The following is a 19,832-nucleotide window of genomic DNA, read 5'->3' on the forward strand; positions in this document are numbered from 1 at the left end:
CGTGACCGACATTCTGATGCCGGCGCTGTCCCCCACGATGGAAGAGGGCACGCTGACCAAATGGCACATCAAGCCCGGGGACGTCGTCTCCGCCGGCCAAGTGATCGCCGAGATCGAGACCGACAAGGCCACGATGGAAGTCGAGGCCGTCGATGAGGGCGAAGTGCTGGAAATCCTCGTCGCCGAGGGCTCCGAGAACGTGAAGGTCAACACGCCGATCGCCCGTCTCGCGGGCGAGGACGGCGCGGCTGCTCCGGCGCCGAAGGCCGAGGCTCCGGCCGCTGCGCCCGCCGAAGCCACGGGCGAGCCCGAGAAGGCCGCCGCCCCGGTCAGCGCGACGCCGAAGGTCGAACTGCGTGATCCGGAAATCCCGGCCGACGCCAAGCTGGTCAAGACGACCATCCGCGACGCCCTGCGCGACGCCATGGCCGAAGAGATGCGCCGCGACCCGTCGGTCTTCCTGATCGGCGAGGAAGTCGCCCAGTACCAGGGCGCCTACAAGGTCAGCCGCGAACTGCTGCAGGAGTTCGGCGACAAGCGCGTCGTCGACACTCCGATCACCGAGCACGGCTTCGCCGGCTTGGGCGTCGGCGCCGCCATGGCCGGCCTGAAGCCGATCGTCGAGTTCATGACGTGGAACTTCGGCATGCAGGCCATCGACCACATCATCAACTCGGCGGCCAAGACGCTCTACATGTCGGGCGGCCAGATCCGCGCGCCCATCGTGTTCCGCGGACCGAACGGCGCCGCCAGCCGCGTGGCGGCCCAGCACAGCCAGGACTATTCGGCCTGGTACGCCCAGGTCCCGGGTCTGAAGGTCATTGCGCCGTATGACGCGGCCGACGCCAAGGGCCTGCTCAAGGCTGCCATCCGCGATCCGAACCCGGTCGTCTTCCTCGAGCACGAGATGATGTACGGCCTCGAGTTCGACGTGCCGGACATCGAGGACTACGTCGTGCCGATCGGCAAGGCCAAGGTTCGTCGCGAAGGCACGGACGTCACCATCACGGCGCACAGCCGCATGGTCGGCTTCGCTCTGCAGGCCGCTGAGCAACTGGCCGGGGAGGGGATCTCCTGCGAGGTGATCGACCTGCGCACCCTGCGTCCGCTGGATCACGAGACGATCGTCGAGAGCGTCAAGAAGACCAGCCGCCTGGTCTCGGCCGAAGAAGGCTGGGGTCCGATGGGGGTCGGCGCCGAGGTCGTGGCCCGCGTCATCGAGCACGCGTTCGACTACCTGGACGCCCCGCCGCTGCGCGTGCACCAGGAAGACGTGCCGCTGCCCTACGCCGCCAACCTGGAAGTGCTGTCGCTTCCGGGCGTCGACAAGATCGTGGATGCTGTCCGGAAGGTGACCTATGTCGGCTGAAACCAAGGCTCTGCCGATCCCCGAACCCGCGCTTCGACACGAGAACATCGACGAGGTCATTGAACTGATCCGCGTCTGGTGGGTGGGCGAGCGGCCCCAGTCGATCATCCGACCGGTGGCCCGTGATCCCAAGCTGACCGGCGCGATCCTCGCCGAGCTCGCCTACAACTTCGCCCGTGCCTACGAGGCCAACGTCGGCCTCGACCGGGAAGCCGCCTTCCAGGACATCATGAAGGGCTGGGAAGAGGCCCATCGGCTCGCCGCTGAAGACGTGAAGGAGCGCGCATGACCGACATCCTGATGCCCGCCCTGTCTCCGACGATGGAGGAAGGCGTTCTCGCCAAATGGCACGTCAAGGTCGGCGACACCGTCAAGGCCGGCGACGTCATCGCCGAGATTGAGACCGACAAGGCGACCATGGAGGTCGAGGCCGTCGACGAGGGCGAAATCACCGACATCCTCGTGGCCGAAGGCTCCGAGGGCGTGAAGGTCAACACGCCGATCGCCCGCCTCAAGGACGAGGGCGGCGCCGCCGCTCCGGCTCCGAAGGCCGCGGAAGCGCCCAAGGCTGCTGCCGCCCCGGCCGCGCCTGCAACCGCCCAGCCGGCGCCCGCCGCCGCCGCGCCGGCCAAGGCCGCGGGCGCCCGTATCTTCGCGTCGCCCCTGGCCCGCCGTCTGGCCGCCCAGGCCGGCCTGGACCTCGCTTCGATCAAGGGCACCGGCCCGCACGGCCGCGTCGTCAAGCGCGACGTCGAGGGCGCGGGCAAGGGCGGGGCTCAGCCCGCCGCAGCATCCGCCGCTGTCGGCGCCGAGCCGCGCAAGGTGCAGAGCCTGGCCCAGATGGGCATCCCGGACGGCAGCTACGACCTCGTTCCGCTGGACGGCATGCGCAAGGCGATCGCTCGCCGCCTGACCGACAGCTTCCGCGACGTGCCGCACTTCCCGCTGACCATCGATTGCGAGATCGACGGCCTGCTGGCGTCCCGCGCCAAGGTGAACGCCCTTCTCGAGAAGGACGGCGTGAAGGTCTCGGTCAACGACTTCGTCATCAAGGCCAGCGCCATGGCCCTGAAGGCGGTGCCGGAGGCCAACGCCAGCTACTCGCCGGAAGGCATCGCCATGCACCACAACGCCGACGTGGCGATGGCGGTGGCGATCGACGGCGGCCTGATCACCCCGATCATTCGCAAGGCCGAGACCAAGTCGCTGTCGCAGATCGCGACCGAGTCGAAGGACCTGGCCAAGCGCGCCCGTGACCGCAAGCTGAAGCCCGAGGAGTTCCAGGGCGGCACCTTCAGCGTGTCCAACCTGGGCATGTTCGGAATCAAGGCGTTCGCCTCAATCATCAACGAGCCGCAGGGCGCCATCATGAGCGTCGGGGCAGGGGAGCAGCGTCCGGTCGTCAAGAACGGCCAGCTCGCCGTCGCCACCGTCATGACCGTGACCCTGACCTGCGATCATCGCGTGGTCGACGGGGCCGTCGGGGCGAAATTCCTTCAGGTCTTCAAGGCGATGATCGAAGACCCGGTGACCATGCTGGCCTGATCCGCGACAGGCGGTGGCGTATCCCCGCGCCGCCTGAACGGCTCAGCTTGAAGCGGCGCTGATCCTGCTGCCATAACCATGGTTCCTCGCGGGAGGAGCCCTTGGTCGACGCGTCGTCAGAATCCGACCCGTCTCCGCCCGTCCGGCGAAGACGGAGGCGCTCGCCCCCGAAAGCCGGCAAGGCGCCTGGCTTTTGCAAGACCTGCGGGACCAAGCTGCGCGGCCGCTACTGCCATGACTGCGGCCACGACAGCTTGCCGATGGCGCGGCGGATGAAGGACCTCGGCGTCGAGTTCGTCGATTCCATCTTCTCCTACACCGCCGCTGTGCCCCGCACCGCCTGGGCGTTGATCCATGAGCCGGGGTCGGTTCCCCACGCGCACAGGGAAGGGGACAAGAGCCGCTTCCTGCCGCCGATCCGCCTCTATCTGACGGCGTCGCTGCTGTTCTTCCTGTTCCTGGGCCTGAGCGGGACGAAGCTGCTGCAGTTCACCGCCTACCGCACCTCCGATGAGGCGCCCTGGGTGCGCAGCACGCCGGAAAGCTGGTTGGCCGGCGGCTTCCGCATCACCACGGTCGCGCTCGAACGGCCGCTCAACTCGACGCCTGATCCCGCGATCCTCGCCGCCTTCGACCAGGCCGCGCGTCAGAACGAGGGGGCTGACGAGTTGGACAGGGAGGTGATGCGGATGATGCACACGATCATCCAGGATCCGTCGAAGCTGAACGCCAACCTGTCATCATGGATGTCCCGGGCGCTGTGGCTGATGATGCCGCTGTATGGGCTGCTGCTCTGGCCGCTGTTCTTCCGCGGGCGGCTGTTGATCGAGCACGTCATCTTCGCCCTCTGGGCGCACAGCATCCTCTTCCTGATGCTCGCCTTCGGGGCCATCTGGAACCTGCTCGGCGTAGGCTACGGCCTGCCGCTGGCGCTTGTCGGATATCAGGTCTGGATTACGCGCGGGCTGAAAGGCTACTACGGGCCTAGCTGGGCGTTCGCGATCCTGAAAGGCGCGATTCACACCGCAGCCTACATCGGACTCCTATGGGGCCCGGCGATGTTTATCTTTTTCCTCTGGGAGGTGGGTCAGAACACCTCCGCGGAGTTCTGGTTCGGAGAATAGGAAGCCATGGCCGAATTCGACCTCATCGTGATCGGCTCGGGACCGGGCGGCTATGTGGCCGCCATTCGGGCCAGCCAGCTGGGTCTGAAGACGGCCATCGTCGAGCGCGAAAACCTGGGCGGCATCTGCCTGAACTGGGGCTGCATCCCCACCAAGGCGCTGCTCAAGTCCGGTGAGAAGTACGAGAGCCTGTCGCACCTGAAGGACTACGGCCTGTCGGCCGACAAGGTCGGGTTCGACTTCGACGCCATCATCCAGCGTTCGCGGGGCGTCGCCGCCACCATGAACAAGGGCGTCACCTTCCTGATGAAGAAGAACAAGATCGAGGTGATCGAGGGCACGGCCAAGCTCGAGAAGGGCGCCGCCGCTCCGAAGGTCGTCGTGGCCCTGAAGGCCGGCGGCTCGCGCACCATCGAGGCCAAGACCGTCATGCTGGCCGTCGGCGCCCGCGCCAAGGCTATCCCGCAGATCGGCCTCGAGGCCGATGGCGACACCATTTGGGCCTATCGCGAGGCCCTGGCGCCGAAGAAGATGCCGGCCTCCATCGTGGTCATCGGATCGGGCGCCATCGGCGTCGAGTTCGGCAGCTTCTACCGCGCCCTCGGCGCCGAGGTGACCATCGTCGAAGCCGTCGACCGCATCATGCCGGTCGAGGACGAGGAGGTCTCCAAGGCCGCCCAGAAGGCCTTCGAGAAGCGCGGCATCAAATTCCGCACCGGCTGCAAGGTCACCAAGGTGTCCAAGGGCGGCAAGGGCGTGCAGGTTGCCATCGAGGCCGGCGGCAAGGCCGAGACCCTCGAGGCCGAAGTCTGCATCTCAGCCGTCGGCATTACCGCCAACACCGACGGCATCGGCCTGGAAGCGCTGGGCGTGAACATGGACCGCGGCCACATCAATGTGGACAGCCACTGCCAGACCAATGTGAAGGGCCTGTACGCCATCGGCGACTGCGCCGGCGCGCCCTGGCTGGCGCACAAGGCCAGCCACGAAGGCATCCACGCCGCCGAGCACATCGCCGCCTACAAGACGCCGAACGTCCACTCGCCGATCGCGGGCTGCACCTACACCCAGCCTCAGGTCGCCTCGGTCGGGGTCACGGAGCAGGGGGCCCGCGAGGCCAAGCGCGAGGTCAAGGTCGGCCGCTTCCCGTTCCGGGTGAACGGCAAGGCCGTGGCCGCCGGCGAGACCGAGGGCTTCGTGAAAGTGATCTTCGACGCCAAGACCGGCGCGCTGATCGGCGCCCACATGATCGGCCACGAGGTCACCGAGATGATCCAGGGCTACGTCACCGCCATCACCATGGAAGCGACCGAGGAAGACATCCACGGCATCGTCTACCCGCACCCGACCATGTCGGAAGCCATGCACGAGGCGGCGCTGGACGCCTACGGGCGGACGATCCACCTCTGATGCTAACGGTCCATTACGCCCTCACGCGCAACGAGCTATGGCTTTGGTACTGTGCGATCGTACGCAAGGGGTTCTGGGTCTACCTGCTCGGCGTGCCCGTGCTTGCCTGCGGATTGTTCGCCATAACGAGAATTGGCGGCTCCATATTCGCTGGGATCGTTTGGGGACTGATCTACAGCGCTGTACTGATCCTGTTCGCCGTCCTGTGGCCCCAGGTGCGATATCGCGCCGACGAGCGGACACTGACCTTTGGCGACAAAGGCATAACGGCAGTTCGCGGCAAGCAGGCCGTTCAGGTGCCGTGGGCGAAGATCCACTCGGTCACGAATGAAGCCGTTGGAATTGTGATCGCTCGCCGAAACTACAATGCGCTGATCATTCCGCACCGAGCGTTTGGCGACACAAGCGCATCAGCTGACGCGTTCCGAACCATTTCGGCCTTTCACCAACAATCGCGCTAGCGCTTCTTCCCGAGCTCGGCCGCGATGTCCTTGGTCATCCGACCGACCTTGCGGTGGGCGGCGGTGATCTGGTCGCGGGTCACGCCCCAGCGCTTCATCCAGTATTCGACCGCCTGGCGTTCCGACAGGTCGAGCCGGTCCTTGTCGATGAAGCCGCGCTTGTCCTTCAGGCCCGCCATGGTCGTCCTTTCGCCGTGCCGTCCACCCTACGCCGCTTCCCGGTTGCTGGCGAGCCGGGAAGGGCGGCCGGCCCCTAGAAGGGCGTCCGGCTGCACAACACGTCGGCGACCACGGATCTGCGATCGACCGTCTCGGTCGTCTGGGTCCGCGACATGACCCAGCCGACCGACCGGCAGAACGAGTTGGCCTCGCTACGGGCGCAGCTGGAATTGCCGCCGCCTGTGCACTCGATGCGCTGGCCGTTGCGCAAGGGGGCCGGAAAGAACTCGGACGAGGCTCCGCGCAGCGACTGGCCGACACCCGTGCCGAAGCCGCCGGTCGGCCGCATGGACTGGATATTGCGGAACTGGCTGCTCAGGGTGGGCATGTCGCGGTCTACCGTGATGCAACGCCCGGTGTAGTTGCGGCCGGTGCAGATCTGCCATTCGCCGCTGCGCACGCGGATCGAACGCGCGTCCCAGGCCAGGTTGAGGTTGGGCTCCGGCCCCGTGACCGAGCGCACCGCGCCTTGGAAGAAGGTGTCGCGGTGAACCAGGGCTTCGAGACCGCCTTGGGGCGGCCTTGACTGCATCGCGGCGGCGGCTTCGTCCTGGGCTGCGCTGGGCGGGGTGGCCGCCAGCAGCGCAAGCATGGCGCCGATCATCACACGCATCGGAAACTCCTGTCCGTTGCGCCCACCAACCGTCCGTAAGCAAAACAGGGCGGCGGGGGCCGTAGTTCCGGGCCGTCCTCGGCCCCATGCATTGTTCGCCTAAGATATATTATGTGAAGTGAAAATGGCGGTTCAGAGCCGGCAATGGCGCCGCTAAACGCCGGCCCGTGTGTCCTTGTAGATCGTGCCATCCTTCATGATGACCTTGAAGTTGGTCGGATCGGCGATGAGATTCAGGTTCGCGGTTGGGTCGCCGTCCACAACCAGGATGTCGGCCATAGCGCCTTGCTCGATCACGCCGAGCTTGCCCGGATACGGATTGCGCGGTCCGGACAGCGCCATCAGCTCGCCGTTGCGCGCCGTCGCCATCTGCAGCGCCTCGGCGGCGCTGTACCAGTTCGACATGCGCGCCAGCATCAGCCCCTGGCGCGGCAGGATTTCCGGCGAGAACAGCAGATCGGTCCCGAAGGCGGTCTTGATCCCGTGTCGGCGCGCCAGCGGATACATCGTCCCCGTCCCCTCCAGGACCTGAAGAAGGTTAACGCGGCTCTGACCCGTCAGGGGCGCCTGGTCCTCCTCGCTGTAGAACGGTTGCGTGCTCAGCCACACGCCGCGCTCGGCCATCATCCGCGCCGTGGTCTCGTCCATCATATGGCCATGCTCGATGCACTGGACTCCGGCGGCGATCGCCCGCTGGATCTGCTCCGGCGGATAGGCGTGCACAGCCACATAGGTGCGGCGCTCCGCCGCCGTCTCGACACCGGCCCGAAACTCGGCCTCGCCGTAGGTGAACATGTCCAGGGTGGTCCGCGGCGACGAGACGCCGCCCCCGCCGACCATCTTGATCTGGGTCGCGCCCTGAAGAAGCTGCTCGCGGGCCCGCAGCCGCACCTCGTCAATGGAGTCCGCGATACTGCCGCCGCCGATATGCTCCATATGACTGAGCCGGCCGCCCGGGCTGCGCGGAATGTCCTCCAACGGCCGCATGTCGCCGTGGCCGCCCGAGGTGGTGATCATGGTGCCGGACGGATAGATCCGCGGCCCTGTCGCCATGCCCCTGTCGATGGCCTGGGCCAACGGGAACGACGGCCCGCCCAGATCGCGCACCGTGGTGAAGCCCCGCATCAGGGTGCGTTCCGCCTCGGCGCTAGCGGCGAGGAAGATGAAGCCGATATCGGCGGTCGTGAGAGCCATGAGCGGCAGGGCCGCGAACATGGTGTGCCAGTGGGCGTCGATCAGCCCCGGCATCAGCACCCCTCCCCCGCAGTCGATCGTCCGCGCCCCGTCCGGCGGTGCGGCGTCGCCTTCGATCAACCGTGTGATGCGATTGCCTTCGACCAGCAGTTGGACGCCGCCGCGCGTCCGTGACGCCTTGCCGTCGAACAGCAGGAAGTTGCGGAACGCCGTCGGCGGCTGCACTGCCTGCGCCCGTACGGTCCCACTCAGCCCAAGAGCAGCGAACGAACCGGTCGCCCCGGCGACGAATCCGCGCCGCGAAAGCCCTCGGCTGATCCGGTCGGCGGCGAACTTCAGGGCAGGCTGGCAACAGCCGCAGCCTGCGGCTGCACCCTCGGAATCGACAGTCGAACAGGTGAACACCACACGCGCTCCTGGTCGTAGCGGCCGTCAACGGCCCCCGACATCAAGGCAGGAAGCCCTGAGGATCGGTATCCGGTGAAACCCCGATGGCCACCGCAACGGTCTGCGAGACCGCCGTTCGCCAATGACCAGGCCCTGCCGCAGGCGTATGTTCACTGCGTCGACACGTGAAAGTCCGCCCATGCCCACGGCCGATCCCGAGACCGAACGTCCGCACAGGCCGCTGTCCTACCTCGACGCCTTCGCGCCCCTGATCGCGCTGACCGTGTTGGTCAGCAGCGCCGTCGCCCTGTTCGGTCTCGACGCCATGAACGGCCCTCTGCAGGTCGCCATGATGCTGTCGGCGATGATCACCTCGATCATCATCCTCAAGAACGGGCACAGCTGGAGCGAGGTCGAGTCGGCCGGGAAGAAGGGCGTCTCCTCGGTCGTCAGCGCCATCTTCATCCTGCTCGCCATTGGGGCCCTGATCGGGACCTGGAACATGGCCGGGACCATCCCGACCCTGGTCTACTACGGCCTGGCTCTGATCGATCCGAGCTGGTTCTACGTCGCCAGCCTGTTCGCCTGCGCCCTGATCTCGCTCGGCATCGGCAGCTCCTGGACGACCGTCGGCACCATAGGCGTCGGCCTGATGGGCTTGGCGACCCTGGCGGGCGTGTCGCCGGTGATCACCGCCGGCGCGGTCGTGTCAGGGGCCTATACCGGCGACAAGCTGTCCCCGCTGTCCGAGACGACCATCCTCGCGGCCCAGCTGAGCGACAACAACATCTACGTCCACCTACGCCACCAGGCGTGGGTGAGCATTCCGGCCTTCGCGATCGCCGCCGTAGGACTGACCATGCTCGGCCTCGCCGATCGCTCGCCCGGCGTCGGCGACGCCATGATCAACTCCGAGCTGATGGCGCTGGACCAGATCTTCTGGATCACGCCGCTGAACCTGCTGCCGCTCGTCCTGCTGATCTTCTTGTCGGTACGTAAGGCGCCGGCGTCGCTGGCGATCATGAGTTCGGCGCTGTTCGCGGGTCTGCTGGCCTGCCTCCTCCAGCCCCAGGCCGTGCTGGCGGCCTTTCCGGAAGCCACCGGCGGCTTCATCGACTCCGTGAAGTCGGTCTGGCAGGTGATCGCCGGCGGCTACCACTCGGAGACGGGCATCAAGCCGGTCGACGATCTCCTGTCGCGCGGCGGCATGAGCAGCATGCTGCTGACCATCTGGCTGATCATCGTCGCCCTGGCGTTCGGTTCGCTGCTGGACGAGTTCGGCTTCCTGACCAAGCTGGTGACGCCGGTGCTGACCCGCGCGCGGCGCACCGGCAGCCTCGTCGCCACATCGGTCGGCACGGCCGTCGGCCTGAACGTGATCACGGCGGACCAGTATGTGGCCGTGGTCCTGCCGCTGCGCCTGTTCCGGGTCGAGTTCGAGAAGCGCGGCCTGGCGTCGACCAATCTGTCCCGCGCAGCCTCGGACGGCGGAATCGTCACCGCGCCGCTCGTGCCCTGGAATTCGTGCGGGGCCTATATGTCGGCGGTGCTGGGCGTGCCCACGCTCGCATACCTCCCCTACGCCATCTTCAACTACGTCAGTCCCCTGCTGGACGTGCTGTACGGCTACACCAATTTCCGGATCGAGCGCATTCCGCCGGCCGCTGCGCCGACCGGGACAGCGCCGGCCGAATAGGCCCCTCCCCTCCCACTAGGTCAGCCCAGGATGCGCGCCTTCTGGGTCGCGAACTCCTCGTCCGTCAGCACGCCGGAGGCATGCAGTTCGGCGATGGATTTGAGTTGCGCGATCGCCTCGGGCGAAAGGCCCGCCGGTTCCGGCGGCGCCGCAACGCCTGGAGGCGCCGGCGCCTGGCGGGCCGACACCTTGTTCGACACGGCGGTGGCGGCGCCAGCGATGACGGCTGTGCGTCCGACTGTCTTGGCGGTGCGACCGACCAGGCTCGGGCCGCTGCTACGTCTCAGGATCATGTTCGTACTCCTCGATCCCCGACCCGCGGACTATCGGCCTGGTCCGGATGCGCGTCCATCAGGCCGACGCCCCAGGGGCGGGCTCCAAAGTATCGCGAAAGTCGACGCCACCACCTCCGCTGCGGGGACACCGGGCGCCAGCCGCACGACCTCGGCGCCGGGGTCATCTATGGGGTTGGGGCGTGGCCGCCCCCTTGACGACGCGCTCTTCCTCGCCGACACGCGTTAACGGTTAACGGCGTTCGTGGAGGGACGATATGCGGTGGTTGTTCGGTCGGGGAAAGCCTGCGCGTTCGAGCGCGCCCGTCCACCATCCTGAGCCAGTGTCCGGACCGTCGCCGGCGGCCGCCGCGCCGGCTGGCCCACCCACGCCAGACGAGGCGCTCGCTCAACTCAAGGCGGGAAACGCCGCCTTCCTGCGGGGTGAGAACAACCTGGGGCATGTGCACGCGGGCGACCTCGATGAACTGCAGGGCGGCCAGCACCCGATCGCGACGGTCGTCGGCTGCGCCGACAGCCGCACGCCGCCCACCATCCTCTTCAACCAGGGCTTCGGCCGCCTGTTCAGCATCCGCGTCGCCGGCAATACGGTCGACCGCCGCGGCCTGGCCTCGATCGTCTATGCGGTGAAGCATCTCCACTGCCCGCTGGTCGTGGTCATGGGCCACACCGGCTGCGGCGCCGTCGCCGCCGCCGAGGCCATCGTTGACGGCCGGGCCCCGCTGGATCCATCGCTTGAGGAGATGATCGTGCCGATCATCCCCGCCGTGCTCGACGCCCGCCGGTCAGGCGCCCCCGACATGGCGGTCCGCGCGGTCGAGGAAAACGCGCGTCGCGTGGCCGAAAAACTCGCTACGGCCGACACCTCTCTGGCGCAGGCGATCGCGAAGGGCACGCTCAAGGTCGTCGCTGCGGTCAAGCACATGCACTCCGGCGAGGTCCGCTTCCTGGGCGAAGGATCGCCCGCCGCCGGTCCGACGGCGTCGGGGCCCGTGCTCGAGCATGCCTGACGGTCAGCCGGCCGGAGTACTGCGCTCCATCCGCCATAGCTCCAGCACGGACAGGATCTGACGGGCGCGCCGCAGCCCGCTGACGAAGTCTTTGCCGGCATAGCCCCAGGCGCCCGGCGATCAGAAGGCGTCCGCCATCGCCCTCCAGACTGCGAACTTCGTTTTCAGCGTCCGCTACAGCGGCCACACCGGATTCTCCAGCGTCAGCGGCTCCGCGACCGTTGCTGCAGCCGCGCCGCCAGGCTCGACGTGTCCCATCGGGATCCCCCCATCGCCTGCACTTCGGAATAGAACTGATCGACCAGCGCCGTCACGGCGAGGTGCGCCCCGTTGGCCCGGGCCTCGTCCAGCACCAGCCCAAGGTCCTTGCGCATCCAGTCGACGGCGAAACCGAACTCGAACTCGCCCTTGGCCGCCGTCTTCCAGCGATTGTCCATCTGCCAGGACTGCGCCGCGCCCTTGGACACGGCGTCGTAGACCGCATCGGTGTCCAGCCCCGCCGCCTGGGCGAAATGCACCGCCTCGGCAAGTCCCTGCACCACGCCGGCGATGGCGATCTGGTTGACCATCTTGGTCAGCTGGCCAGCGCCCGACGGCCCCATGTGTTTGATCGCCTTCGAGTAGGCTTTCAGAGCCGGCTCGGCCCGCTCGAGCGCCGCCGCCTCGCCGCCGGCCATGACGCTGAGTTGGCCGTTCTCGGCGCCGGCCTGACCGCCGGAGACGGGCGCGTCGACAAAGGACCGCCCATCCCGCGCCGCCGCCTCGGCCATCTCGCGCGCCACCTTGGCCGACGTTGTGGTGTGGTCGACGATCACCGCACCGGGCGCCAGATGCGGCAGGGCTTCAGCCACGACCTGGCGGACGTCATCGTCATTGCCGACGCACAGGATGAACAGCTCGGCGTCCTTGGCCGACTCGGCGATGGTTGCGGCGAACCGGCCGCCCGTCGCCTCAGCCCAGGCCTGCGCCTTCTCCGGCGAGCGGTTGAAGCCGGCGACCGCATGCCCGGCTGCAATCAAGTGACGGGCCATCGGCGCGCCCATGACGCCGAGCCCGGCGAAGCCGATCCGCATGGCCATGATCAAGTCTCCGGCTGAGCCGCAGCGCCGTAGCGGCCGCGATAGTAGGTCAGGGCGTCGCCCGGCCGGGTCTCGAACCCATGCACCGCGCCCACGATGGTCAGGTGGTCCCCCATGACGATCCGGTCGTTCACGGTGCAGTCCAGGCGGGTCAGCGCATTCTTCAGCCGCGGCGGCTCCTGGCTGGAGCTGTCGAATTCGTCCGACGACAGCTGGCAGACGCCCCAGGCGAACCGGTCGGACATGTCGCGGTCCTCAACCGGCAGCATGTGCACGGCGAAGCGGTCGGCGCGGGCGAAGGCGTCGTGGCGCCACGAACCGCGGTCCAGGCACCAAAGGATCAACGGCGGGCGCAGCGAAACCGAGGTGAAGGAGTTGACCGTGATCCCCAGCGGCCCCGCTTCGGTATGGGCCGTCACGACACAGACACCGGTCGCGAATCCGCCCAGCGCCCGGCGATAGGCGGTCGGATCGAAATCGGGGTCCGGGGGAGCGCTCACCCCCTTCGACTAGGCGAGGCACATCGCCTCGGCAAGGCCGTCGGGGCGAATGCAAACCGCTTCTTAACGCCCACCCCCGATTGTGTGGCTAACGAAGAGCGTTAAGGCCCCCGCCCCATGTCCATGAGTGATCGTCCGATCCTCATCAAGAAGGTGAAGAAGGTCGCCGGCCATGGGCACCATGGCGGCGCCTGGAAGGTCGCGTACGCGGACTTCGTCACGGCCATGATGGCCTTCTTCCTGCTCATGTGGCTGATCAACACGACCGACCCGGAGCAGAAGCGCGGCATCGCCGAATATTTCGCACCGGCCAGCGTCTCGGAGACCACGTCCGGGTCCGGCGGGATTCTCGGCGGCACGGCCCTGGGCGACGACGGCGCCAAGGGCGCCGGCTCGATGTCGGTCGTCAGCCAGCTGGCCCCCGAAGCGCCGGAGAACGCGCCGCAGGAGGCCGGTCAGAGCTCCAATCTGGCCGCCGCCAGCGAAGAAGAGCTGCGCGAGGAGATCGCCCGCCGGGAAGCCGCGGACTTCGCCTCCGCCGCCGAATCCCTGCGCCAAGCCATGCAGTCGATGCCGGAGCTGGCCGAGCTGTCCAAACAGCTGATCATCGACCAGACCCCGGAAGGCCTGCGCATCCAGCTGGTCGACCAGGAGGGCCGCTCGATGTTCGAGCCCAACTCCAGCCGCCCGAACCCGCGCGCCCAGCTGCTTCTGCGGGCCATCGCCAAGGTCATCAACCAGCTGCCCAACCGCATCTCTGTGACCGGCCACACCTCGGCGACGCCGGGCTCGAACCGCGCCACCGCCCCGAACGACTGGACCCTGTCCTCCGGCCGCGCCAACGCCGCGCGCCTCGTCCTGCAGGCCGCCGGCGTCGACGCCGACCGCGTCTATCAGGTCTCGGGCAAGGCCGGCTCGGATCCGCTCTACCCGGACGACCCCACTCTGGCCGGCAACCGCCGCATCGCCATCGTGCTGCTGCGCGAGGCGCCGGTCCTGCCCACGGACACCAGCCTGTGACCGCCGGCCCCTCGCTTCGGGCGAAGGGGCTTGCGGCGCCGCGCGATGCAGCGCCAAATCAGGACATGTACGGCCTGACGCCAAAATGTCGGCGGATTTGGGTGGGGAGCTACGCCCCGTGACCCGCTTTGTTCCCCAGCGCCAGCTGCGCTTCTACCTCACCTCGGTCGCCCCGTGCCCATACCTGCCGGGCCAGACGGAGCGGAAGGTCTTCGCGAACCTGCCGTTCAGCGAAGGCGCTCACGTCAACGACGAGCTGACCCAGGCCGGCTTCCGACGAAGCCAGAACATCGCCTACCGCCCGGCCTGCGAGAGCTGCGACGCCTGCGTCTCGGTCCGGCTGCCGGTGGCGGAATTCCACTTCTCACGGTCGCAGCGGCGGGTGCTGAACCGCAACGCCGACCTGTCGCGCGACATGGTCGAGGCCGAGGCGACGACCGAGCAGTTCGACCTGCTGCGCCGCTATCTCCAGGGCCGACATCCCGGCGGCGGCATGACCGGCATGGGCTGGCTCGACTACGTCGCCATGGTCGAGGATACAGCCGTCCGCACCCATCTGATCGAATACCGGCTGCCTTCGACCGACAGCGGGCCCGGCGACCTTGTCGGCGTCTGCCTGACGGACCTGCTCTCGGACGGCCTGTCGATGGTCTACAGCTTCTTCGACCCCGACCTCGACCAGCGCAGCCTGGGCCGTTTCGCCATCCTCGACCATGTGCGCCAGGCGGCGTCCGTCGCCCTGCCCTATGTCTATCTGGGCTACTGGGTGAAGGGCTCGCGGAAAATGGACTACAAGGCCGAGTTCCGGCCGATGGAACAGCTGACGCGGCTGGGCTGGCGGCTGATCGTCTAGCCGGCGCTCGGGACCGAGGTTTCGCTCCCCAGCCCCGCCGCCCCCGACGCTCCCCACGGACCAGGATCACGCCCGCCGCCGAACTTCACCAGCGCGTCTATCCGCTTGGCGATCGGCGGATGGGAGGCGAACAGGCCCTCCAGGCCTCGCCCGTCGGGTTGGTTGTCCAGGAACAGCTGCTGCAGCTCATCCGGCCCGCGCAGGTTGGACCGCCCCTCGACCTTGCGCAGGGCCGAGATCATGGCGTCGGGGTTCTTGGTCAGCTCGACCGCGCCCGCGTCAGCCACGAACTCACGGGTTCGCGACAGCATCATCCGGACAACGATGGCGAGCGCGAATCCGATCGCCGCGAAGGCCAGGCCGATCAGGATCAGCGGGCCTGCGTTGTTGTTCTTCTCCCGGCCCCGCCCCGCGTAGAACAGGCCCCGGAAAACCAGTTCGGCGATGACGCTGATGATCCCCGCGAAGATCGAGGCGATCACCATGGTCCGCACGTCCTTGTTGATGACGTGCGTCAGTTCGTGGGCCAGCACCGCTTCCAGCTCGTCTCGGGTCAGGGTGTTCACCAGGCCCCGGGTGACGGTGATGCTGTAGCGGCCCTCATGCAGGCCCGAGGCGAAGGCGTTCAGGCTGTCGTTCTCGATGATGCGCAGCGCGGGTGTCCGCAGACCGCGAGAGATCGCGAGGTTTTCCAGCAGGTTGTACAGCTGGGGCTCAGTCTTCCTCTCAACCTTACGCGCACCGGTCATGACGTCGATCATGACCTGGTTGCCGAAGTACGCGATCACGAACCAGACGCCGGCGATGACGAAGGCCGAGGGCACGGTCCAGCCCAGCCAGGAGGCGGCCAGGATCATGTCGTCGTCCAGCCCCCGCCCCGTGCCGGGCAGAAAGCCGAAGCCCATGAGGATCAGCTGGACCCCGTACAGGATCATGATCATCAGGACTGGAAAACTGGCCAGCAGCATGACTGACCGCGTGTTGTTCGCCCAGATGTGGGTCTGGAGCCCGACTGCACCCATGGCGATAATTTAGAACTTCACCTGCGGCGGGGCGGCGCTCATGGCGGCGCGATCGGCCTCGCCCAAGTCGAAGAAGGGCTTGTCCGAGCCGAAGCCGACCATGCCGGCGAACAGGACGGTCGGGAACTGACGGCGAACGGCGTTGAACTCGCCCACGGCGCTGTTGAAGAAGCGACGGGCCGCGGCCAGCTTGTTCTCGATGTCCGACAGCTCCATCTGCAGCTGCTGGAAATTGGTGTTGGCCTTGAGGTCCGGATAGGCCTCGGCGACTGCGAACAGGCGGCCCAGGGCGCCGGTCAGCATGTTCTCGGCGGCGACCTTGTCATTGACCGAAGTGGCCCCGGCGGCGGCGGCGCGGGCGGCGGTCACGGCGTCCAGGGTGCCGCGCTCGTGCGTTGCGTAGCCCTTCACCGTCTCGACCAGATTCGGGATCAGGTCCTGCCGCTGCTTCAGCTGCACGTCGATATCGGCGAACGACTGGTCGGCGCGCTGATCCAGGGCGACCAGCTTGTTGTAGGCGCCGACGACGACCAGCAGGACAACGGCGATGATGACGCCGATGACGATCAGGGTGACGAGCATTTCAGTCTCCAAACACAGCCCCTAGGGCCAAGGCTGATTATGAGGCCGGACGGGCCGGCGCCGAAATGAAATCGGCGCCAGCTTCACCGTTTTCAACCTAACGGAACTTACGCAGGCCGCGCGGGCCCTGGCGGCCGGCCTGGGCGCGCTTGCCCAACCACTCCTTCCAGTCGGGCCAGTTGCGACGGCGACCGCCGCCGTCGACCCACTCCGGTCCCTGCTCGGCGTTGAACACCGACACATCGGCCAGGCCGCCCTGCTTGTAGTTCTGCAGGCGCACGCCCTTGCCGCGGCCCATCTCGGGCAGTTCGGCGATGGGGAAGATCAGGGCCTTGATGTTGTCGCCGATGGTCGCGACGTGATCGCCGGTGACCCGGATCGCCGCCAGCATGTCGCCGTTCAGCACCTGCTTGCCGCCGCGCTTCTGGGCCAACAGGTCATCCTCTGGGGCGACGAAGCCGTAGCCGGCCTTGGAGGCCACGAGCAATTTGCCGCCCGGCTGATGGGCCAGGATGTTGATGATCTCGGCCTTCTCGTCGAGGTCGATCATCAGGCGCAGGGGTTCGCCATGGCCGCGGCCGGAGGCCAGCTTGTCGGCGCCGACAGTGAAGATGCGTCCGTCCGAGGCCGCCACCAGCAGCTTGTCGGTGGTGTAACCGGACACCAGGAAGGCGAGGCTGTCGCCCTCCTTGAACTTCAGTTCCGACGGATCCTCGACCTTGCCCTTGGCGGCGCGGATCCAGCCGCGCTCCGACAGGATGACGGTGATCGCCTCGCGCGGGATGAAGGCCTCGACCGGAGCGAAGGCCGAGCTGTCGACGGCCTCAGCGATAGTGGTGCGGCGCGGAGAGACCAGGGCCTTGCGCACGGCCTCGAGATCCTTGCCGATCTGCTTCCACTGCTTCGCCGGCGACGACGACAGTGATTGCAGGTTGGCAAGTTCTTCTGACAGCTCCTTGAATTCATTCTCGATCGCCATCTCCTCGATCCGCGCCAGCTGACGCAGGCGGGTGTCGAGAATATAGTCGGCCTGCATCTCGGTGAGGCCGAACCGGGCGATCAGGACGGCCTTGGGCTGTTCCTCTTCGCGGACGATGCGGATCACCTCGTCCAGGTTGAGGAAGACGATGCGCAGGCCTTCCAACAGGTGCAGTCGCTTCTCGACCCGCTCGATGCGCCACTGGGCGCGGCGGATCAGGACCTCGCGGCGGTGGTCCAGGAAGGCCTGGAGACAGGCTTTCAGTCCCATCACCCGCGGGGTGCCGGTCGCATCCAGCACGTTCATATTGATCGGGAATCTGACTTCCAGATCGGAAAGCTTGAACAGGCTTTCCATAAGAACTTCAGGCTCTACCGTCCGAGACTTCGGTTCGAGGATCAGGCGGATGTCCTCCGCCGACTCGTCGCGGACGTCGGCCAGAAGCGGGGCCTTCTTGTTCTCGATCAGGTCGGCGAGGTCGGCGATCAGCTTCGACTTCTGCACCTGATACGGCATCTCGGTGACGATGATCCGCCACACGCCGCGGCCCAGGTCCTCCGTCTCCCAGCGCGCGCGCAGGCGGACGCCGCCGCGGCCGGTCTCATAGGCCTCCAGGATCGAGGCGTGGCCTTCGACCGCGACGCCGCCGGTCGGGAAGTCCGGCCCCGGCACGATGGTCGCGAGCTCTTCGGTCGTCGCCTCCGGGCGCTCGAGCAGCAACTGGCAGGCGTCGATCAGCTCGCCGACGTTGTGCGGCGGGATCGAGGTGGCCATGCCGACGGCGATGCCCGAGGAGCCGTTGGCCAGCAGATTGGGGAAGCCGGCCGGTAGAACGACCGGCTCTTCGTCCTGGTCGTCATAGGTGGGCCGGAAGTCGACCGAGTCCTGATCGATGCCTTCCATCAGCAGCACGGCCGCCGCGGTCAGCTTGCACTCGGTGTAGCGCATGGCGGCGGCGTTATCGCCGTCGATATTGCCGAAGTTGCCCTGCCCATCGACCAGCGGATAGCGCTGGGCGAAGTCCTGGGCGAGGCGGACCAGGGCGTCATAGATCGAGGCGTCGCCGTGCGGATGGTAGCTGCCCATCACCTCGCCGACGACCTTGGCGCACTTCCTTGCCGCGGCCTGCGGGTTCAGGCGCATCTGGTGCATGGCGTACATGATGCGCCGGTGCACCGGCTTGAAACCGTCGCGGACGTCCGGGAGGGCCCGGTTGGTGATGGTCGACAGGGCGTAGGCGAGATAGCGCTTGGACAGCGCTTCGCTCATCGGTTCGTCGACGATGCGGCCGCCCTCGGGCGGAGGCGTGTGGATGCTCATTGGGTCCGAATCGGAAATCTGAACTCGGAAGTCTAGTCGCCAGAGTCCGGTCCGCCGTGAATTTCAGCGGACTTTCCGGACATATCGGACTCTGTCCCCAGATCGAAAGGCTCGGCGTCCGGGTGATCGGCCATGGAGCGCCGAATTCCGGCGCGCAGGGGTTCGGCCCGACTGAAGGGACGGACGTCGACGTGGACCGGGTCTCTCGAGAGAAGCGCATCGCGGTCGGCGACACCTGCGAGAGCCGCCCCCACCTCTAGGCAGTTCGACGCCTTCGCCCGCGGCTAGAGCCGTCCAGCCTCCCGCAGCTTGTCGATCATCCAGACCCGCGCCGGCGGCAGCGGCCGGTCCAGCGGATGGAAGACAAACTGCTCAAGGAAGTGGCCGGTCAGGTCGAAGCCGGCCCCGATGTCCCCCTCGCCTACGCCCGCCTGGGCCCCCAGCATGAAGGGCGGCAGTTTCAGCAACTTGTCGGCGTAGGGTCGCCCGGCCTCTCGGCTGACGGCGCGACCGGTGCGCGGGCTGACCCAGCAGAGATCGTCGGTCGAGCCGGTGGCGGCGCATCGGCTCAGATCGAGGCCGAAGCCCAGGTCCTCCAGCAGTCCCGCCTCGAATCGCACGAACACCGCCGGCCACACGTCCGGGATGGCGAAGGCGCTCATCATCGCCTCGAAGGCCAGAAAGGCGCCCGGGTGCGGCTCCCGCTCCGGCAGGGCGCCCTGGGCCACAGCGGCGGCGGCGGCCAGGCCGGTCAAGGCCAGTGGGTCATCGAACAGGGCGCTGGGCCCCTCCCCCATCGGCTCCAGCTTCGCGGACCCCAGATGATCCGACGTTCGCGCCCGATACTCGACCGCCACCCGCGCGCCCGCCTGCAGGAAGGGCTTCATCTTCCGCGACGCCCCGCCGGCGACATAGGCCGCCCGCCGGCCGTGCGCCTCCGTCAGCAGTTCGACAATGACGCCGGTGTCGCCATGGGCGCGGGCGGCCAGCACGAAGGCGTCGTCGGAGAAATCCATGGCCCAGACCTAGCCATCCCCCGTCGCCCACGCCAGCGCCTTGCCGCTCCCCAACCTCTACGTTAACTTTCGTTTGCATTCGCGTATCGCGCCGGGGGGCGTCCAGTGTCTGTCATTTCGGTCTCCCGCTCGTCCGCGCG

General features: G+C 67.4%; 20 protein-coding genes. 10 read left to right on the plus strand and 10 right to left on the minus strand.

The window, feature by feature from the left end; genetic code table 11:
- The first annotated feature begins 1 nt into the window (after position 1).
- The 6 genes from ASC65_RS04000 (at position 2) to ASC65_RS04025 (ending at position 5,909) form a co-directional block, all read left to right on the plus strand.
- Complete coding sequence (locus tag ASC65_RS04000) at positions 2-1,369, plus strand: pyruvate dehydrogenase complex E1 component subunit beta (RefSeq protein WP_056449748.1); 1,368 nt, start codon at positions 2-4, stop codon at positions 1,367-1,369.
- Positions 1,359-1,658 carry a DUF5076 domain-containing protein gene (locus ASC65_RS04005; protein ID WP_056449750.1) on the plus strand — a complete coding sequence of 100 codons (300 nt, stop codon included), beginning with the start codon at positions 1,359-1,361 and terminating at the stop codon, positions 1,656-1,658. The genes ASC65_RS04000 and ASC65_RS04005 overlap by 11 nt, the downstream gene beginning before the upstream one ends.
- Positions 1,655-2,914: a pyruvate dehydrogenase complex dihydrolipoamide acetyltransferase gene (locus ASC65_RS04010; protein WP_056449752.1), complete on the plus strand. Its 1,260-nt coding sequence runs from the start codon at positions 1,655-1,657 to the stop codon at positions 2,912-2,914. The genes ASC65_RS04005 and ASC65_RS04010 overlap by 4 nt, the downstream gene beginning before the upstream one ends.
- Before the next feature lie 101 nt (positions 2,915-3,015).
- Positions 3,016-4,038, plus strand: a complete 1,023-nt coding sequence (locus tag ASC65_RS04015; RefSeq protein ID WP_156459544.1) for a DUF3667 domain-containing protein — start codon at positions 3,016-3,018, stop codon at positions 4,036-4,038.
- 6 nt (positions 4,039-4,044) lie between these two features.
- Positions 4,045-5,448: a dihydrolipoyl dehydrogenase gene (gene lpdA / locus ASC65_RS04020; protein ID WP_056449756.1), complete on the plus strand. Its 1,404-nt coding sequence runs from the start codon at positions 4,045-4,047 to the stop codon at positions 5,446-5,448.
- Positions 5,448-5,909, plus strand: a complete 462-nt coding sequence (locus ASC65_RS04025; protein ID WP_056449758.1) for a YcxB family protein — start codon at positions 5,448-5,450, stop codon at positions 5,907-5,909. The genes lpdA and ASC65_RS04025 overlap by 1 nt, the downstream gene beginning before the upstream one ends.
- Here the strand turns inward: ASC65_RS04025 and ASC65_RS04030 are convergent.
- The 3 genes from ASC65_RS04030 to ASC65_RS04040 all read right to left on the minus strand — a co-directional run bounded on the left by ASC65_RS04030 (position 5,906) and on the right by ASC65_RS04040 (position 8,160).
- Complete coding sequence (locus ASC65_RS04030) at positions 5,906-6,088, minus strand: DUF3606 domain-containing protein (RefSeq protein ID WP_047413801.1); 183 nt, start codon at positions 6,086-6,088, stop codon at positions 5,906-5,908. The genes ASC65_RS04025 and ASC65_RS04030 overlap by 4 nt on opposite strands.
- 74 nt (positions 6,089-6,162) lie before the next feature.
- Complete coding sequence (locus ASC65_RS04035; protein ID WP_056449760.1) at positions 6,163-6,741, minus strand: beta/gamma crystallin-related protein; 579 nt, start codon at positions 6,739-6,741, stop codon at positions 6,163-6,165.
- 153 nt (positions 6,742-6,894) lie between these two features.
- Positions 6,895-8,160 carry a metal-dependent hydrolase family protein gene (locus tag ASC65_RS04040; RefSeq protein ID WP_200939782.1) on the minus strand — a complete coding sequence of 422 codons (1,266 nt, stop codon included), beginning with the start codon at positions 8,158-8,160 and terminating at the stop codon, positions 6,895-6,897.
- Between the two features lie 361 nt (positions 8,161-8,521).
- Between ASC65_RS04040 and nhaC the strand changes: the two genes are divergently transcribed.
- Positions 8,522-10,018 (plus strand): Na+/H+ antiporter NhaC, encoded by a 1,497-nt coding sequence (gene nhaC / locus ASC65_RS04045; RefSeq protein WP_056449762.1) that lies wholly within the window; start codon positions 8,522-8,524, stop codon positions 10,016-10,018.
- A gap of 20 nt (positions 10,019-10,038) precedes the next feature.
- Here the strand turns inward: nhaC and ASC65_RS04050 are convergent, their stop codons facing one another.
- A complete protein-coding gene (locus tag ASC65_RS04050) occupies positions 10,039-10,311 on the minus strand; it encodes an SHOCT domain-containing protein (protein ID WP_056449763.1) in 273 nt (90 codons plus the stop codon).
- A 323-nt stretch (positions 10,312-10,634) separates the two neighbouring features.
- Between ASC65_RS04050 and ASC65_RS04055 the strand changes: the two genes are divergently transcribed.
- Positions 10,635-11,321, plus strand: a complete 687-nt coding sequence (locus ASC65_RS04055) for a carbonic anhydrase (protein WP_162245658.1) — start codon at positions 10,635-10,637, stop codon at positions 11,319-11,321.
- Between the two features lie 203 nt (positions 11,322-11,524).
- Here ASC65_RS04055 and ASC65_RS04060 read toward each other — a convergent pair whose 3' ends face one another.
- Positions 11,525-12,394: an NAD(P)-dependent oxidoreductase gene (locus ASC65_RS04060; protein ID WP_056450439.1), complete on the minus strand. Its 870-nt coding sequence runs from the start codon at positions 12,392-12,394 to the stop codon at positions 11,525-11,527.
- 8 nt (positions 12,395-12,402) lie between these two features.
- Positions 12,403-12,900 carry a flavin reductase family protein gene (locus ASC65_RS04065; protein WP_056449767.1) on the minus strand — a complete coding sequence of 166 codons (498 nt, stop codon included), beginning with the start codon at positions 12,898-12,900 and terminating at the stop codon, positions 12,403-12,405.
- A 117-nt stretch (positions 12,901-13,017) separates the two neighbouring features.
- Here ASC65_RS04065 and ASC65_RS04070 point away from each other — a divergent pair, with 117 nt between their 5' ends.
- Positions 13,018-13,920: a flagellar motor protein MotB gene (locus ASC65_RS04070; RefSeq protein WP_056449769.1), complete on the plus strand. Its 903-nt coding sequence runs from the start codon at positions 13,018-13,020 to the stop codon at positions 13,918-13,920.
- Between the two features lie 118 nt (positions 13,921-14,038).
- Positions 14,039-14,773, plus strand: a complete 735-nt coding sequence (locus ASC65_RS04075) for an arginyltransferase (protein WP_056449771.1) — start codon at positions 14,039-14,041, stop codon at positions 14,771-14,773.
- Here ASC65_RS04075 and ASC65_RS04080 read toward each other — a convergent pair.
- The 4 genes from ASC65_RS04080 to recO form a co-directional block, all read right to left on the minus strand.
- The gene (locus tag ASC65_RS04080) at positions 14,770-15,795 is read right to left on the minus strand and encodes a M48 family metallopeptidase (RefSeq protein ID WP_056449773.1); all 1,026 of its coding nucleotides are present in this window, start codon (positions 15,793-15,795) and stop codon (positions 14,770-14,772) included. The two genes, ASC65_RS04075 and ASC65_RS04080, sit on opposite strands and share 4 nt — an antisense overlap.
- Positions 15,796-15,804: 9 nt before the next feature.
- A complete protein-coding gene (locus tag ASC65_RS04085; protein WP_056449775.1) occupies positions 15,805-16,377 on the minus strand; it encodes a LemA family protein in 573 nt (190 codons plus the stop codon).
- 97 nt (positions 16,378-16,474) lie between these two features.
- Positions 16,475-18,676: a DNA topoisomerase IV subunit A gene (parC, locus tag ASC65_RS04090; RefSeq protein WP_056449777.1), complete on the minus strand. Its 2,202-nt coding sequence runs from the start codon at positions 18,674-18,676 to the stop codon at positions 16,475-16,477.
- A gap of 284 nt (positions 18,677-18,960) precedes the next feature.
- Positions 18,961-19,692 (minus strand): DNA repair protein RecO, encoded by a 732-nt coding sequence (gene recO / locus ASC65_RS04095; RefSeq protein WP_056449779.1) that lies wholly within the window; start codon positions 19,690-19,692, stop codon positions 18,961-18,963.
- Positions 19,693-19,832: the final 140 nt, after the last annotated feature.

Source organism: Brevundimonas sp. Root1279, assembly GCF_001425945.1.
Lineage (GTDB): Bacteria > Pseudomonadota > Alphaproteobacteria > Caulobacterales > Caulobacteraceae > Brevundimonas.